Annotated in this window: 18 protein-coding genes and 1 pseudogene; 11 read left to right on the plus strand and 8 right to left on the minus strand. The window is 37.8% G+C overall.

The features are described from left to right. Positions 1 to 20 precede the first annotated feature (20 nt). Positions 21 to 722, minus strand: coding sequence for a Crp/Fnr family transcriptional regulator (locus H0185_RS08180; RefSeq protein WP_221872908.1), 702 nt, complete (start codon positions 720 to 722; stop codon positions 21 to 23). Between the two features lie 352 nt (positions 723 to 1074). After that, positions 1075 to 1248 carry a XapX domain-containing protein gene (locus H0185_RS08185; protein ID WP_221872911.1) on the minus strand — a complete coding sequence of 58 codons (174 nt, stop codon included), beginning with the start codon at positions 1246 to 1248 and terminating at the stop codon, positions 1075 to 1077. A gap of 180 nt (positions 1249 to 1428) precedes the next feature. Here H0185_RS08185 and H0185_RS08190 point away from each other — a divergent pair, with 180 nt between their 5' ends. From H0185_RS08190 to H0185_RS08200, 3 genes are all read left to right on the plus strand, one after another. Continuing rightward, a complete protein-coding gene (locus H0185_RS08190) occupies positions 1429 to 1638 on the plus strand; it encodes a YozQ family protein (protein WP_221872913.1) in 210 nt (69 codons plus the stop codon). 151 nt (positions 1639 to 1789) lie between these two features. Beyond that, a complete protein-coding gene (locus tag H0185_RS08195) occupies positions 1790 to 2302 on the plus strand; it encodes a DUF3231 family protein (protein WP_221872915.1) in 513 nt (170 codons plus the stop codon). A 14-nt stretch (positions 2303 to 2316) separates the two neighbouring features. Continuing rightward, complete coding sequence (locus tag H0185_RS08200; RefSeq protein ID WP_221872917.1) at positions 2317 to 2475, plus strand: hypothetical protein; 159 nt, start codon at positions 2317 to 2319, stop codon at positions 2473 to 2475. 276 nt (positions 2476 to 2751) lie between these two features. On the opposite strand, the gene H0185_RS08205 is transcribed toward H0185_RS08200, so the two are convergent. Together H0185_RS08205 and H0185_RS08210 are read right to left on the minus strand one after the other, a co-directional pair. After that, positions 2752 to 3000 (minus strand): transcriptional regulator SplA domain-containing protein, encoded by a 249-nt coding sequence (locus tag H0185_RS08205; protein WP_221873092.1) that lies wholly within the window; start codon positions 2998 to 3000, stop codon positions 2752 to 2754. Between the two features lie 11 nt (positions 3001 to 3011). Beyond that, positions 3012 to 3197, minus strand: a complete 186-nt coding sequence (locus H0185_RS08210; protein WP_221873099.1) for a hypothetical protein — start codon at positions 3195 to 3197, stop codon at positions 3012 to 3014. 807 nt (positions 3198 to 4004) lie between these two features. Between H0185_RS08210 and H0185_RS08215 the strand changes: the two genes are divergently transcribed. Then, positions 4005 to 4187 (plus strand): hypothetical protein, encoded by a 183-nt coding sequence (locus H0185_RS08215; RefSeq protein ID WP_221872919.1) that lies wholly within the window; start codon positions 4005 to 4007, stop codon positions 4185 to 4187. A gap of 45 nt (positions 4188 to 4232) precedes the next feature. On the opposite strand, the gene yhfH is transcribed toward H0185_RS08215, so the two are convergent. Further along, positions 4233 to 4367: a protein YhfH gene (gene yhfH, locus H0185_RS08220; protein ID WP_425515818.1), complete on the minus strand. Its 135-nt coding sequence runs from the start codon at positions 4365 to 4367 to the stop codon at positions 4233 to 4235. A gap of 277 nt (positions 4368 to 4644) precedes the next feature. Between yhfH and H0185_RS08225 the strand changes: the two genes are divergently transcribed. From H0185_RS08225 to H0185_RS24440, 4 genes and pseudogenes are all read left to right on the plus strand, one after another. Continuing rightward, positions 4645 to 6807, plus strand: coding sequence for a PAS domain S-box protein (locus H0185_RS08225; RefSeq protein WP_221872923.1), 2163 nt, complete (start codon positions 4645 to 4647; stop codon positions 6805 to 6807). A gap of 157 nt (positions 6808 to 6964) precedes the next feature. Further along, positions 6965 to 7123 (plus strand): annotated as a pseudogene (locus tag H0185_RS24430) (hypothetical protein); the annotation flags it as partial. Beyond that, the gene (gene fdhF / locus H0185_RS24435) at positions 7103 to 9031 is read left to right on the plus strand and encodes a formate dehydrogenase subunit alpha (RefSeq protein ID WP_343223108.1); all 1929 of its coding nucleotides are present in this window, start codon (positions 7103 to 7105) and stop codon (positions 9029 to 9031) included. The pseudogene H0185_RS24430 and the gene fdhF, both read left to right, overlap by 21 nt. Before the next feature lie 508 nt (positions 9032 to 9539). Next, positions 9540 to 10010: a 3D domain-containing protein gene (locus tag H0185_RS24440; protein WP_221872931.1), complete on the plus strand. Its 471-nt coding sequence runs from the start codon at positions 9540 to 9542 to the stop codon at positions 10008 to 10010. Between the two features lie 43 nt (positions 10011 to 10053). Here the strand turns inward: H0185_RS24440 and H0185_RS08245 are convergent, their stop codons facing one another. Further along, positions 10054 to 11169: a coiled-coil domain-containing protein gene (locus H0185_RS08245; protein WP_221872934.1), complete on the minus strand. Its 1116-nt coding sequence runs from the start codon at positions 11167 to 11169 to the stop codon at positions 10054 to 10056. A gap of 163 nt (positions 11170 to 11332) precedes the next feature. Between H0185_RS08245 and H0185_RS08250 the strand changes: the two genes are divergently transcribed. Further along, the gene (locus H0185_RS08250; RefSeq protein WP_221872936.1) at positions 11333 to 12100 is read left to right on the plus strand and encodes a TraR/DksA C4-type zinc finger protein; all 768 of its coding nucleotides are present in this window, start codon (positions 11333 to 11335) and stop codon (positions 12098 to 12100) included. Positions 12101 to 12138: 38 nt separating this feature from the next. Here H0185_RS08250 and H0185_RS08255 read toward each other — a convergent pair whose 3' ends face one another. Continuing rightward, positions 12139 to 12390: a sigma-G-dependent sporulation-specific acid-soluble spore protein CsgA gene (locus H0185_RS08255; protein ID WP_221872938.1), complete on the minus strand. Its 252-nt coding sequence runs from the start codon at positions 12388 to 12390 to the stop codon at positions 12139 to 12141. After that, positions 12390 to 12599 carry a hypothetical protein gene (locus H0185_RS08260; RefSeq protein WP_221872940.1) on the minus strand — a complete coding sequence of 70 codons (210 nt, stop codon included), beginning with the start codon at positions 12597 to 12599 and terminating at the stop codon, positions 12390 to 12392. Before H0185_RS08260 ends, H0185_RS08255 begins: the two co-directional genes overlap by 1 nt. Before the next feature lie 208 nt (positions 12600 to 12807). Here H0185_RS08260 and H0185_RS08265 point away from each other — a divergent pair, with 208 nt between their 5' ends. Both H0185_RS08265 and H0185_RS08270 read left to right on the plus strand, forming a co-directional pair. Beyond that, entirely contained in the window at positions 12808 to 13002 is a 195-nt protein-coding gene (locus tag H0185_RS08265) for a hypothetical protein (protein ID WP_221872942.1), read from the plus strand. A 317-nt stretch (positions 13003 to 13319) separates the two neighbouring features. Further along, entirely contained in the window at positions 13320 to 14855 is a 1536-nt protein-coding gene (locus H0185_RS08270) for a class I adenylate-forming enzyme family protein (protein WP_221872944.1), read from the plus strand. The last annotated feature ends 11 nt before the right edge of the window (positions 14856 to 14866 follow it).

Here is a 14866-nt window from a genome sequence, read left to right on the forward strand (position 1 = left end):
AATGTTTGGCAGTCTCCACCTTATTCAATGTTGCAATATTCAATCGGGCAGTTTTCACAGGAGATTTCTGTTTTTAAGTAGCTAAGCTTGTGAACAACAATCTTTTTACGTTCAACGGAAATAACTCCTTCGTCTCGCAGTTCACCAAGCATTCTACTAACGCTTTCTCGAGCTGTTCCACAATAATTAGCTAAATCCTGGTTAGTCAGTGGGACGTCTATGAAAATACCGTCAGTACGAAGAACACCGTAACTATTACATAGACGTATAAGAGTGGAATAAAGGGCACCTTTCTTGCCGTTAAGTACCAGGTCGCGAAACTTAGTGGTTGTTTTTCTGATATGGTCATTCATCCATTTCATATATTCGTAGGCTAATTTACTATTATTAAAGAGAATCTGTTCAAGTTCATCAATGTTTATTGCTGCTGCTTCTCCCGTCTCCATAATTTTTGCGGTAAAAAGGTAGCGGGGGTCGACCGTAAATAATGTGAGTTCACCGACGATATCATGATGACCACATAATCGTAAGGTTAGTTCTTTTCCTTCTGCATTCATTTTGGAGATTTGAATTTTTCCAGAGAGGAGGATAAACAATTCCTTTGCTTCCTGTCCTTCCTGGAATAGAAAAGTCCCTCTTTTAAGTTTCACTTTTCGATTCGAGTTATTTAGTAATTCCTCAAGATTATAGGAAAGCCCGCTTCTATACTGCTGTTTAATCATTTTCTCCCACCTTTTTTTTACTCAATCCATACTTACCCTTTTGAAAATACAGGTTAACGTCATTATCTATGTAATTTAAAAGAATTGTTATCACTAGGTCAATGGAGAAAAAATGAACTTTTATGATTTATATAAAAGATTTTTGAAACGTCACATTTCGTTCATAAATGCCCGGCCATTATCCTTTAAAAATCTAAAAAATGTTGAGGCAGGTGGTAACTTGTGGTCAAATATATGATAAAAACATAAGTTAGGGGTTGTACGTAAAAAAGACCTAGGAGAGCCTTACGCTTGAAGGGGAGATTTTGAATAAATAGGAACGCTAAAAAATAATAGCGTTCCGTTGTTGGAGTTATCCTTTGAAGAATTGTTGAAGAATCCAGCTTCCGGCAACACCACCCAAATAAACGCCGACAATTCCTATAACACCAGGTAATACAGGGGGAGCGGGGAGTGGAAGTTTGATGAATTTAAAGACAATTCCAACAACGACCCCAGCAAATAGGGCCAAAAGTACTTCCCTCATGAAACGTTCCACCGCCTTGTCATTTTTTTGTTAGTATGCTACGAAAGCGTTTTTCCATAACAAAAATTAATGGTAAAAAAACAATCCTGAATCCAAACTGATTCTCCTGTAAAAATTTCATTGTATGGATTTTCTGTAAAAGCGGAAAGTAACAATAGGTGAAGAAAGGAGGAATGGGTAATGGATAAAAAAGACACTAAAGATTCCTTAAAAATCGCTGGACAACAATATCATACAGACGATTATGAGCGTCAAGATGATTTATCCTCAAGTCTTGCACAAACACATGAACAAGTGAGCGATGCTTATTTTGAAGGCGAAATTAACGGCACAATTGATAACACCGATGATGGCAAAGAAATAGAGATTCCTCGAAAAGGATATGAGTGATGTTCTAACACCTTCATAACGAAGGTGTTTTTTCTTAATTATATGGAGGAATTGTCTTTCATTCCCTAACATGAAACCCTTCCTGAAACAGCATAATATGATTGCCCTCTATGGAAGAGGCAGAGCATTGTATTTTCTAAGGAGGTTGTTTATGGGCATTCTAAGTGGGAATCCTAAAGAAGAACCGATGCACTATGGTGAGGTTTATGCAACATGGGTACATTTAAGTGCGGCAAAAGCTTCTGTAGCAGCATATGAGACATTGCTAAATCATACCGGTGATGAAGACTTAAAGAAACTCATTCAAGACATTCTTGATGATTGTAGTCGGCCGGAAATCGAGGAGATTGAGACCTTGCTAAAAGACCATGGTGTAGGAATGCCACCGACACCACCGGAGCGCCCAGATGCATGTATTGAAAATATACCAGCTGGGGCTAGGTTCTTAGATCAAGAAATAGCAATAAAAGTGAGTGGTGATTTAGCTGCAGGATTAATCAGTTGCAGCACCGTAATGGGGCAATGTATCCGCGAAGACATCTCAATGATGTATGCCGATTTCCATGCTAAAAAAGCACAATTAGCAGCAAAAGCTTTAAGGCTATTAAAGGATAAGGGATGGCTTGTCCCTCCACCACTTCATATTGATAAAACCGATTGCTAGGAAGGGGAATACCATTGTCTAAAAAAGGTGAGTTTCAAAGCAATGAGTCACAGTATAAGATGCCTAATGCCCTTAAACAAAAGAAAGATTTTGTGTACAGAGTAGGCTACACTGCGACTACAGGAAACGATACTGGTGGAAAAGATGAACCTGGCATGAGATCTGATTTGTAATAAGGAAAGGCTGTCACTGCGACAGCCTTTTTTTTGATTTTCGAAAGACATTTTCTTTTTTTGGGGGTGTATTTAAAGATGTGGAGGGGAAAACAATACATATTTTTTTTATCTTTGGATGACTTCCTTCTCCCTTCTTGACACAAGGTAAAGCACCAGTTACAAATCGAGGTATTTCCGTCACCCACACATGTAGCACCAAGAATTTCATTCACTACCTTTTTTCAAGAAGAACCCCCTCCTCTTCGGAATATCCTAAAAGGGAGGGGGATTTTGTCAATATTCTTCTGAACCGTAAACATCTTCATATGCTTGTTTTGCAGCTTCTTCGTTGGCAAACAAAGCATCATCGTCTTCTATGGTATGGAAGGTTTCGTTGATAAATAATGCCAAGGCATTAGCATCTTTAGGGTGTGGTACGATTTCAGCTGCTTTGATATTCGCAACAGATGGGACATGAGGGTTTCGGTAAATAACATAAACCTCATCACCCGATTGGATCTGAGTGGGATCAAGTGTGTCCATCATTTTCCTCCTTAAAGGTTTTCGTTTTGTTGTCTAATTTCATCACCTGTTAGCATAATGTTAGCTGTTTCAATCTTTCGATGTTCATCAATAGATCCACCAGGTATTTTACTTGCAGTAGGAGCGATTCCTCCAAAAGAACTTGGTGGGTCTATTTTTTTCTCTTTTGGTTCTTGGCTTTCAGCGTTTTTACCCAACTATAACAACTCCTTTAAGAATTAACATTTACTTTTGAGCGAAAGTTATTCGACATAGCTAATTGATAAATCTTTAATAAAAAGGAAAGGTATTCAGAATGTTCATTGATTTGTCACAATGAAGACAGTTACTATAGACAATTCGAGTTATAATAAAAATGTAAAGAGAAACAAATACATTAACACTTTAGGAGGCTCAACCATAATGTTCGTTCCGATTAGAGTGAACGCAGAACATTAGTTTGTAAGCGGTTGTATTAGTGTTGGTCAAAAGGCAAAAGGTTGACACGAAATGTTTATAACAATTAAACAAAGCAAATATCTAAGCGATTATCGAAAAGTTCTCGTGACCAATTATCTTCCAATTTCCGATGCTTACGATCCGAATGGAAAAGAGTAAAAGTTCTGCCTATCTAAGGTACCATACGCAGAATATAGGCTCTTAACCATAAGAATTCAGTTTTTAATGTCTCGTCCTAAGTTAAATGTATATGGTTTCATTAACTATGAAAGGGATTTAGCTTTAAAAAAGAATTTGGGAGAATAAGAACATCTTCAAAAATGAAAGTTTTTAAAAGGGAAGAGGAAGGTTGAAGGCATTAAGGGATAATTCGATAGGAGAATAGGTATTGTAAACCTTTTGGGTAGGTGCCTACGATTTAGAACCATATTTAAATCGCACTCGGGGTCTTTTAAACCAAAGTTTATTAATACAATCATTTTAAACTGTAACAAATGATGAGTCTTGAAGATTTAAACCCGTAAATTAAGGAAGTAACCTTCATTTTAGGTGAAATGATTTTTAAAGTGAAGAAAAATTCTTCCGCGGAACAGCATACATCGGCTGAACCGCCAAATGAAAAATTCCGAGCGGGGATTTTCATATTAAGACCTAATGGAAGTTTGGCTGGTGCCATGGTTGGGTCTCCTAAAGTGTTAAAGAATATAGCCCCAATTTGGGGCTTCTTCTTATTTGCTACGCTTACGTAACCCCCCCACTATCTATAATGGTGGGGGGGGTTGTTGTTGAATATGCTACTCCATTTTTTTAGATAGACAGCGTTCGCACTCCATTAAGTATGATTCTGCTTGTTCTTCCACATGTTGACCGCACTCTGGACACACCTTTTTTGGCAATGTTTTAAAAAATTCAACTGGACTCATCATGATAAAATCATCTCCCTTTTCTTTTGTAATACAATATTATTTATTTCGTTTCTGTTATAGTACAGTATAAACAAAAAAAACAAATTTGTGTAGACTTTTATTAAAAAAATCTGAAATATATAATTAGTACCTATTAGAGGAACCCTACAAGTGGTGATTATTGAATTTGTCAAGGTAGAAAAGTGGCTAAATTATTACAAATCCATTATTTTTGACTTTTCATCCTTACTGGTTTGTCTTACAATCAAGGTAACTACTCTATGGGGAATGATGCTGATTTATGGAAACACTAGAACTATCATTTAACCCTGTTTTATTATTGGTTGCAATCGTCTTAACTATAATGGCAACCTATACAGCGTTGGATTTGTTTTTTTTGGTAAAAACATCTTTGAAGAATAAACGCTTCCTTTTTATTGGAGCTTCTTTTTCATTAGGAATGGGAATTTGGGTTTTGAACTTTTTTGGGATCCTGTCCCTAAATGTGCAGGGTGATATGACCTACCAAATACCCATTAATGTGTTGGCTATCTTATTAGGAATTATATTTTCTGCTATGGCATTTTTATCGATGTCGGCAAAGGAAATCACCCTACGACAATTGTCGATAAGCAGTGGGTTTATGACTGTTGCACTAATAGCTGTTCATATTATTGGGGTATTTTCTATGAATGTCGGGTTTCGTTATGAACTAGGGATTTTGGCGGTAGCACTTATCCTAGTTTATAGTTCTTTTTTCTTTTCTTTCTGGATTCTTTTCTACTCCAAAAGTTTTTCTCAATCGAGCCATGTGTGGCTAAAACCTCTGACAGCACTTGTTACAACAGGAGCTATAGTTGAAGGGCATTTGTTGCTTACCCGCGCAACGACATTGTATTCACTTGATAATGAACAAGTCCATAGAATTACGATTCCTGAATCGTTTATTGGGTATATTATTTTGTTTGTTGCTGTTGTAATTTTGGGTGGTCTTATCACCTCAAGTGCACTTATGAGCAAGCGACTGGCGGTTAGTGATACAAATCTCAAGGATATCACGGATGCACTAAATGTTTCTTCAATTGTTGCGATTACAGATCCTAGAGGAAATATTACGTATGTAAATGACAAGTTTGTAGAGATTTCGAAGTATACTGAAGAGGAATTACTTGGACAAAACCACTCAATTCTTAATTCGGGTCTTCATTCAAAGGAATTCTTTAAACAAATGTGGGCAACAATTGGAAGTGGTAGGAAATGGAAAGGTGAGATTCGTAACCGTGCGAAAGACGGTTCCTTTTATTGGGTTGATACAACCATCGTTCCTTTTCTAAACAGCAAAGGTAGACCCTATCAGTATGTTTCGATTCGTACAGATATTACAAGCAGGAAACTTGCAGAGGCAAGCCTTAAAGATTCACTAAAAGAAGTAAAGGATTATAAATTTGCTATTGATGAATCAGCGATTGTTGCTTTTACGGATGAAAAAGGAATTATTAAAAGTGTAAACGATAAGTTTGTTGAAATCTCTAAATATTCACGTGATGAATTGATTGGTCAAGACCACCGTATCTTAAATTCTGGTTTCCACTCAAAGGAGTTTTTTAAAAACCTTTGGAGAACAATTGGGACCGGAGAAGTATGGCGCGGGGAAATTCGCAACAAAGCGAAAGACGGTTCTTACTATTGGGTAGATACAACCATTGTGCCATTTTTAAAGGACAATGGGAAACCATATCAATACTTAGCTATTCGGAGCGATATAACGGAACGTAAGCAGAGTGAGGAACTCCTGCATCGTCAGGATAAGCTCGCAGCTGTAGGACAATTAGCTGCAGGTGTAGCTCATGAAATTCGGAATCCACTTACCTCAATGAAGGGGTATGCTGAGTTTCTTCAATTAGATGAAGAAGATCCGCAACGACGTGAGTTCATCGATATTATCCTTGATGAAATAGACAGAGTTAATAATATTGTTGAAGAGTTTATGGTCTTAGCAAAGCCAAAAGTGGTTGAGCTAGAAGAAAGAAATATTATCCCAATCCTGAAAAATATTATTTCGTTGCTTGAATTTGAGGCGCGCAAGAGAAATGTAACTCTTCACCTTAAAGCGGAAAAAGATATTGTACAAATTGAATGTGATGAAAATCGACTTAAACAAGTATTCTTGAATTTCATAAAAAATGGAATTGAAGCAATGCCTTCCGGTGGAGATTTATTTGTTCGAGCAGAAGTAATTGACAATAATATTGAAATTTCAATTCAGGACACAGGTGTCGGCATTCCCCCAGAGACGCTTAAAAAAATTGGGGAACCTTTCTATACAACTAAGAAAAACGGGAATGGGCTGGGGCTTATGGTATCCTTTAAAATCATTGAAAGTCATAATGGTAAGGTTTATATTGAAAGTGAACAAAATAAAGGCACAACCTTTAAAATCCTTTTGCCAGCTAAGACAGCATAAAAGACGGAGTTTCGACTTCCGTCTTTTTTTAATGGAAAAATGTTAGAAAACGGACATATATTAATGAAAAGTTGATAACATTCGTCATTAAAGTTGCCTTACAATTAAAGGAAATGGAAAATTCTTTTAATACCTTGTTAATAAGGAGGTCTTAGATATGGGGGAAACAACCCAAATCAAAACTGTTTGTGGTTACTGTGGAACCGGATGTGGTTTGGTCTTAGATATTGTTGATAACCAAATAGTTAAAATAAGGGGAGACAAAGCAGCTCCGGTAAATAAAGGTCAAACATGTGTGAAAGGTGGATTTGCTTATAAGTATGTTCATGCGCCAAGCAGGATAAAATCACCGTTAATTAGAAAGGAAGGTAAGCTAGTTCAAGCAACATGGGAGGAAGCTTATAATCTTATTGCGGATCGTCTCTCTTCTATTAAAAATGATTTTGGACCTGAGTCGATAACAATGTTTGCATGTGCACGAACGACAAATGAGTCCAATTATATTACTCAAAAATTTATGCGGACTGCGATCGGAAGCAATAATATTGATGGGTGTAATCGCACTTGACATGCCTCGAGCGTCGCCGGTCTGGCGACTGTATTTGGCAGCGGTTTTCCAACTAATACCCTTGATGAAATTGATGATGCAAACGTGTTATTGTTGATGGGATCCAATACGACCGAGGCTCATCCTATTATTGGGAATAAAATAAAAAAGGCAGCAAAATCAGGGTTAAAGGTCATTGTAGTAGACCCTAGGAGAATTGATATTGTGAAATCCGCGCATCGTCATCTTCAGATCGACGTGGGGTCCGACATCGCCTTGATGAATGCGATGATGCACGTCATTATTAAAGAAGGACTTTATGACGAACAGTTCATTCTTCAGCACACAGATGAATTTGAAAAGTTGAAGAATCAAGTTGAATTGTATACACCTGAATTTGCTACTCATATAACTGGGCTAAGTACTGAGGATATTATTGAAACAGCAAGAGAGTATGCGAACGCAGAAAAATCCATGATTGCTTATACCTTAGGAATCACAGAGCATCATTGTGGCGTAAATAATGTCTTTGATATTGCTAATTTAGCTTTACTTACAGGCCAAATTGGCCGCCTGGGGACTGGAATCATGCCACTTCGTGGGCAGAATAATGTACAAGGCGCAGGGGATATGGGGTGCTTGCCGAACCAATTAACAGGAGCAGCTAGTATTGCCGATGAAGAATATCGTAAGCGGTTTGAAACTACTTGGAACATAGAAATTAGTGCGAAGATCGGCGATACTCAGACAAGAACGTTTGAACGGATTGGCGAAGGGGAGGTAAAAGCACTTTATATTATTGGAGAAAACCCCCTACTTGCTGATGTACATATGAACCATACAAGGGAATTATTGAAAAAACTTGATTTACTCGTTGTACAGGATATCTTTTTAACAGAAACAGCAGAATATGCTGATGTTGTCCTGCCGGCTAAATCATGGGGTGAAGTAGATGGCACCTATACAAACACAGATCGGAGAATCCAGCGTGTTCGTAAAGCGGTAGAAGCTGCACCAGATGTGAAAGAAGACTGGGAAATTTTATGTGAGCTTTCTACACGTTTAGGATATCCAATGCAATACGAAAATAGTGAAGATATTTGGAATGAAGTCCGTATGTTGGCTTGGGAAATGTATGGTGGTATAAGTTACGAACGTCTTGAAAAGGAATATAGCATCCATTACCCTTGTCCTAATGAAGGTCATCCAGGTACGAAAATCCTTCATGCTGGATTTCATCGGGAAGAAGTGGGAGGTAAGGTTTCTTCCTTTGTTCCTGTTGAATATACCTCTCCGTTGGAACTTCCTGATGAGGATTATCCCTTTACCTTAACAACAGGACGCCGTTTAGAATCCTATAATACCCATTCTCAGACCCGATTTTATGCGGATGGGGTGAAAATTAGGCAAAAAGAAGAAACAGTCGATATACATCCTGAAGATGCCGTTCGGCTAGGGATTTTAGATGGTAGTCTTGTCAAGGTAAGTTCAAGACGAGGCGAATTAAAGGTAAAAGCCAAAATCACTGAACAGGTAGTCCCTGGACTTGTATTTATGAGTTTTCACTGGTCAGAAGTCCCTACCAATGTGCTTACGCTTAATGAGTTTGATCCCATTTCTGGGACAGCAGAATATAAAGCCTGTGCCGTACAGGTAGAGCCTGTACTAGATCAATAAATGTGTATGCAAATATTATGGAGAATAGGTTCAAAGTGTCGAGAGCTTTATCGTTCTCGGCATTTTTTATTTGGGCTAGTTCGAGTAACTAATTTTCATTATAAGATAATCCTCACGGGTAAAAACTGATGATGCTGTTGGTTGCGACTAAGGTATTGAGGGTTCTCTTTCGCTTACCATACTTTCTAATGGTTAGTGGTTATGGGCATTGAGAGGGCTCTCTCGCTTACTATATTTTCTTATGGATAGTGACTAAGGGCATTGAGTGGTTCCCTCAGTTACCATACTTTCTCTTCCTAAGCGAGTAAGGGCACTGAGCTGTTTACAATTCATCCAATGGAGAATAGGAGCTTTAGGTTTACTTTCCTAATAATTCTGTTATTTTGTTACATTCCTGTTATATACCTGTTACCTTTGTTATTTAATTAACACCTTTCTGTTCTTTGGTTTCTGAAAAATTATGTTACGATAACAACATCAAGAAATTAGCCCGAAGGAGGCAAACAAAATGAAAAAGTTTCTATTTTCTTTGATTGCTGTTGTGGCTATTTCAACAGCTATAGGATCTAGTGCAATGGCAGAAGAATTGACGATTGATAACGATAGAAAATTAAATGATATAGAATTAGCAGCAATAAAGCCTAGTAACTCTGCAGAGGCTGCGGTAAAAGAAGAGATTAAGGTGGAAAAGCAAATAACCGTTGCGGCAACAGCATATACTGCAGAATGTCAAGGATGCTCTGGAACAACTAAAACGGGGATAAACCTTCTGGAAAACCCTGATGAAAAGGTAATAGCAGTAGACCCTGACATTATTCCGTTAGGCTCGAAAGTATATGTTGAAGGTTATGGATATGCAGTAGCTGGAGACATTGGTGGAGGAATTAATGGGCATGAAATTGATGTTTACCTATCAGAAGAACAAGATGCTGTTGAATGGGGAAGACAACAAGTAAAAGTGGCTATTGTTGAAGATTAATAAATGAAAGCTGTCCTTTAAAAAGGGGACAGCTTTTTTCATTTTATTGAGTCTTCATCTTTTCCTGGTTCTCTCTTCCCTCAGGCAATGTTATAGTGCTGTTTTTTTCATATCTTGAAAAGAGACCTCCGAAAAACTCAGTGAATTTCTTAAAGTGGCCATCAAGCTTTTCTGAGAGGTCAGCAGCTCGCTCAAAAATGGTCGATTTAATAAAATCGAGCTTTCGTTCAAGTTGTTCAGTTTGGACATCTTGATGATCTACCAGGTGCTTTAAGTGTTGGTTTTGTTCATCAAAATGTTTTGTTAAACTAGCATCAAGTCCGGATACATACTCTTTTAACTGGGCATCCTTTTCTCCTATATGTTCTTTTATTTTTGCGTCTTGGTTCCGAAAATTTTCTGTAAGGTTATTGTTTATTTGTTGGAATCCAGTTGCTTGATTGAATTCATATTGGCTAAACTGTTCTAACATGGCATCCAGTGTATTTGTATGAGTATCAAGATGTTTTTCGTTTTGATTAAAGTACTCGTTCACTTTTGCAACGACTAGCTCAAGTTGTTCCGAAGTTTGTAGTTCCTGTCGGTTAAATTCGTTCATAAGTTGAGTATGAATTTTATAAAGGTCTGTACTTAATTGAGTATGATGTTGTTCCATATGCTCTGTCACCTGGCTGCCTGTTTTGTTGAGCTGATTCATTTGAGTTTCTTGTTTTTGAAACCAGTTCATTACTTTTGCATCGTGTTGGTTCAATTTTTGTGTGATTTTTGAATCTTGGTTGTCGAATCGCTCCATTACGGTTTTATGATAGATATTTTGTATATCATCATGCCGCTCAAGCAGCTCTTTTATTTCGTCCTGGATCTGCATATGCTCATGGATGGAATTGGTTGTCTTTTCATTGGCTTGTAATTTCCGGTGCATTTCAAGTAAAAGCGAATCCTGTGTGGTTAATTGGTCTAATAGAGCTTGCGAATATTTTTCATGTTTTTCAGCGTGTTTTGTTGCATTTTCTGCAAATTGTTTGTTTAACTGCTGTTGTTCGTTAATCATACTTTGAAGAAAATTTTCGCGGTAAACATTTTGATTCCGGTCTTTTATTTTATCGTTGGTATTTTGGAAAATTTCTTTTTTTTGCCTTTGATTAAAAAATAAACCCAAAAGTTACCCACCCCTTTCATGTATTTCTTATAGGATATGAATAACACTTGGGATGGGTCCAAGTTCGGAGGTTGGTGAAAAAGCCCAACTTCGTTTTTGATTCATGAAATAGCAAATTTGTTCCATACTAAAAAGAAACCGCCTATAGAAAGGGGTAGCTAATATGCTAACAAATGAGCAGCTGGCTGCACTAAAAAACGATTTAGAAGGTTTAAAACAAGAACTGGAACAGCGTTTTGAAAACAATGATCATTATGACTTGGAAAAAGGGCATTATCATGAATCGATGGGTGAGCTGTCAAGTATTGATAATCACCCAGCAGATGAAGGAACAGATTTGTATGAGCGGGAAAAGGATTTTGCCTTAAATGAGCATGATGAGTACCAGCTGAAAAATATTAACCAAGCTCTTGAGGCGATGGCGCAGGGAGAATATGGGAAATGTGTAACGTGTGGAAAAGAAATATCCTATGAGCGTCTTCAGGCAATTCCCGAGACAATTTATTGCTTGGAGCACACTCCAGATCGGACAATCTCAACAAATCGTCCAATTGAGGAAGGGGTGTTAATGCCTCCATTTGGGAAGTTTGATAAAGACCTTCAGGATGAGAATGTCTCCTATGATGCAGAGGACTCTTGGCAAGATGTGGCACGTTATGGTACGTCAGAAGGACCATCCGACTTTTATCAGCCACCAGACCACTATAATGATGTGTACAATGAATCGCAAGAAAACATCGGTTATGTAGAGGATTATGAAAATTTTGTCGCCACCGATATTGAAGGAAAAGAAATAAAGGTTTATCCAAATCAGCAACATGAACGGTATGAACAGGAACTTGATGAAGAAGGAATCATGACTTCCTTCGGAGACTTGCCAGCTTTTGAACATGAACCATATGTTGAGGATGATAAGGAAAAAGAAAAGTAATGAAAAAGGGCCTGCAGTTACAGGCCCTTTTTCATTCATTAAAATAAAAGCTCGTATACCTCGTTTAATTGATAAGCGCGTTGATCATCTTGTTCGTTTTGAGCATATTGGATTTCCCATGGAAGAATACCATTCAGATAGCTAGACTCCTCATAGGTAAGATCCTTTACCAAATCCCCTTCGGATGCATAATTACCAGCTTCAATTTTACTATAAATCTTATTGCTGATAGGGTCTTTTTCTGTGTAGTTTGCTAAAATCTCACGAAGATAAGCGATTGTTTGTTCCATTATTCTTTACGCTCCTCAAAATAGTCCCGAAATTGTTCTGTATCGGTTAGTCCCATGTTTCGATAGTAGGGATTATCCTTGGTAGAGTCCTTCGGGTCTAAATGTGTTTTAATTACGAGCATTGGCTCTGATGGTGCTTCTGCAATCAATCGGTCATCTAATTCTTTAAAATCTGGGAGTTCCTTATTTCCTGGTTTATTTGGTTTCATCTAAGCACCTCCATTCTTTAATCTGCATTGTTCATAAAAAAATTATGTACAAGAGGGGAGTGGGATCGTTTAAATCATTTCATTCCTCAATTTGTATGATAAAATAGAAGAATGGAGAAGCGTTATAGATTATAGCGAATTCTATCGAAAAGTAATCATTCATTTAGCAATATGCTAGCAAGTGCTATATCAAGAGGTGAAGGTGAAAATGGCTGGGAATGACAGGCTACAGTTGAATGTTCGAATTACAAAGGAGACTTCAGATATGCTTGATGAAATTGTCGAGTACTATCAGGAGAATACTAAAATTGGCAGAATATATAAAGGCGATGTTTTGACAGACATCATTGAGAAATCGTATGAGGTTATGCAAAAGCAAAAGAAAACCAAAATTAGAGTATAATATCGAAATATTGGCCCTGGACGGGAAAAATCGTTCGGGCTTTTTTATGTCTGCTACACTCGGAACAAAAAATGTGACTTTTGCCTATAAATCTTTTTTAAAAACGACAAAGTGTGAGAAAGAGAATCGAGAATTTGAAAAAAACTATAAAAATTATAAAGGATTTTAAAATCCCGCCTAGAATATTCATAATATTCAATTTTTAAAATATATTGATGGAGGAGTCGAGAGAACACCGGGTGAATAAATTGTAATCGCTTACATAATTAGGGGTTTCGACTCTGAGTCATTTTATTTTGGTTAAAGGAGAGGGTTGAATGAAGCTAGAACAATTACTTGAAACCAATGTAAAAAAATATGGTGAATACCCGATGCTATATTTTCAAGAAAAGCAATTCACCAATATTGAAACAAAGCGAATTTCAGACAGGTTTGCAGCAGGGCTAAGAAAACAGGGGATTGGTGAAGGGGACAGAGTCATGGTGATTTTGCCAAATTGTCCAGAAGTAATCTTCTCTTATCAAGCAATCAACCGCGCCGGGGCAATTATTGTACCAGTGATGTTTACCTTACACCCCAAGGAGATTCATTATATTGTCGCAAAGAGCGGGGTAAAAGCAATTATTACCTCTTCGTTTGTTCTTGAAAAGGTTCGGTCCGCGGTCCAGGACCTGGATTTTCAGCCTGCTATTATCGCCGTTGATGTTCCAACTGGTAATGATGTTCTTAATTTCTATGATGTCTTAGTTGATAACAATAACAAGATTGGAATTCCGAATACAACGAATGAGAATGATACAGCAGTGATCCTCTATACTTCTGGAACAACAGGAAGTCCTAAAGGAGTACTCCTTACCCATAAAAATCTATACACAAATGCAGAGAATTCTGCAAAACATAATGAAACCGAACGTGGAACAACTCTTGGTGTTCTACCGTTGGCGCATGTATATGGACTAACCGTTTCTAATATTACGATGCTGCTTGGAAGTGCAATTGTCATTTTTCCTAGTTTTAACATAATTGAGGTGTTTGCAGCGATTGAAAAGCATCGAGTAAGAACTTTCTCTGCCGTTCCTGCGATGATTCATGCCATGCTTTCATATCCCGACAGTGATAAGTTTGATACAAGCAGTTTAGAATCAGTTAGTTCTGGTTCTGCACCGTTACCAGTTGCGTTGTTACATGCATTTCAATCCAAATTTAATGCTGATGTTTACGAAGGCTATGGGTTATCAGAGGCAGCTCCTATCGTCACCGCTCACCGCAAAGGGATTCAAATAAAACCTGGTTCGGTCGGCATACCAATCCCAGGGGTTGAAATTAAAATTGTCGACGAAAACGGGAATAACCTACCTGTGGGAGAAGTCGGGGAGCTCATTGTTCGTGGTGATAATGTGACACAGGGTTATTATAACAATCCTGAAGAAACAGAAAAGATCCTAATGGACGGTTGGCTTCATACCGGCGATATGGCAAGGCTTGATAATGAGGGCTATTTATATATTGTGGATCGTAAGAAGGACCTAATAATTCGCGGTGGTTTTAATCTCTATCCTCGTGATGTAGAAGAAATTCTAAATCGTCATGAAGCGGTATCAGAAGCTTCGGTCATTGGGATACCTGATGAAAGAATGGGTGAAGAAATGGTCGCCTGTGTTGTGAAAAAAGAAGGAAGTGAAGTGTGCGCTGAGGAGTTGATCGGCTATTGTCAGGAGCATCTTGCAAAAAATAAAACGCCAAGACAGATTCTATTTATGGAGGCTCTACCTAGAAACGGAGTAGGAAAGATTCTTAAAACACACTTGCGGCAAACTGCTGCTGATATTATTTCATCTACTAATCAAAAGTAAGTTCCAATGGT

This window comes from Mesobacillus maritimus (assembly GCF_019749255.1).
Classification (GTDB): domain Bacteria; phylum Bacillota; class Bacilli; order Bacillales; family Cytobacillaceae; genus Mesobacillus_B; species Mesobacillus_B maritimus_A.

Coding starts and splice junctions, on each gene's coding strand:
- H0185_RS08205 (WP_221873092.1), bottom strand. CDS start 3,000: ATGGACACACTTGATCCCACTCAGATCCAATCGGGTGATGAGGTTTAT.
- H0185_RS08180 (WP_221872908.1), bottom strand. CDS start 722: ATGATTAAACAGCAGTATAGAAGCGGGCTTTCCTATAATCTTGAGGAA.
- H0185_RS08260 (WP_221872940.1), bottom strand. CDS start 12,599: ATGAAACCAAATAAACCAGGAAATAAGGAACTCCCAGATTTTAAAGAA.
- H0185_RS08195 (WP_221872915.1), top strand. CDS start 1,790: ATGGGCATTCTAAGTGGGAATCCTAAAGAAGAACCGATGCACTATGGT.
- H0185_RS08265 (WP_221872942.1), top strand. CDS start 12,808: ATGGCTGGGAATGACAGGCTACAGTTGAATGTTCGAATTACAAAGGAG.
- H0185_RS08250 (WP_221872936.1), top strand. CDS start 11,333: ATGCTAACAAATGAGCAGCTGGCTGCACTAAAAAACGATTTAGAAGGT.
- H0185_RS08185 (WP_221872911.1), bottom strand. CDS start 1,248: ATGAGGGAAGTACTTTTGGCCCTATTTGCTGGGGTCGTTGTTGGAATT.
- H0185_RS08270 (WP_221872944.1), top strand. CDS start 13,320: ATGAAGCTAGAACAATTACTTGAAACCAATGTAAAAAAATATGGTGAA.
- H0185_RS24440 (WP_221872931.1), top strand. CDS start 9,540: ATGAAAAAGTTTCTATTTTCTTTGATTGCTGTTGTGGCTATTTCAACA.
- H0185_RS08225 (WP_221872923.1), top strand. CDS start 4,645: ATGGAAACACTAGAACTATCATTTAACCCTGTTTTATTATTGGTTGCA.
- H0185_RS08255 (WP_221872938.1), bottom strand. CDS start 12,390: ATGGAACAAACAATCGCTTATCTTCGTGAGATTTTAGCAAACTACACA.
- H0185_RS08190 (WP_221872913.1), top strand. CDS start 1,429: ATGGATAAAAAAGACACTAAAGATTCCTTAAAAATCGCTGGACAACAA.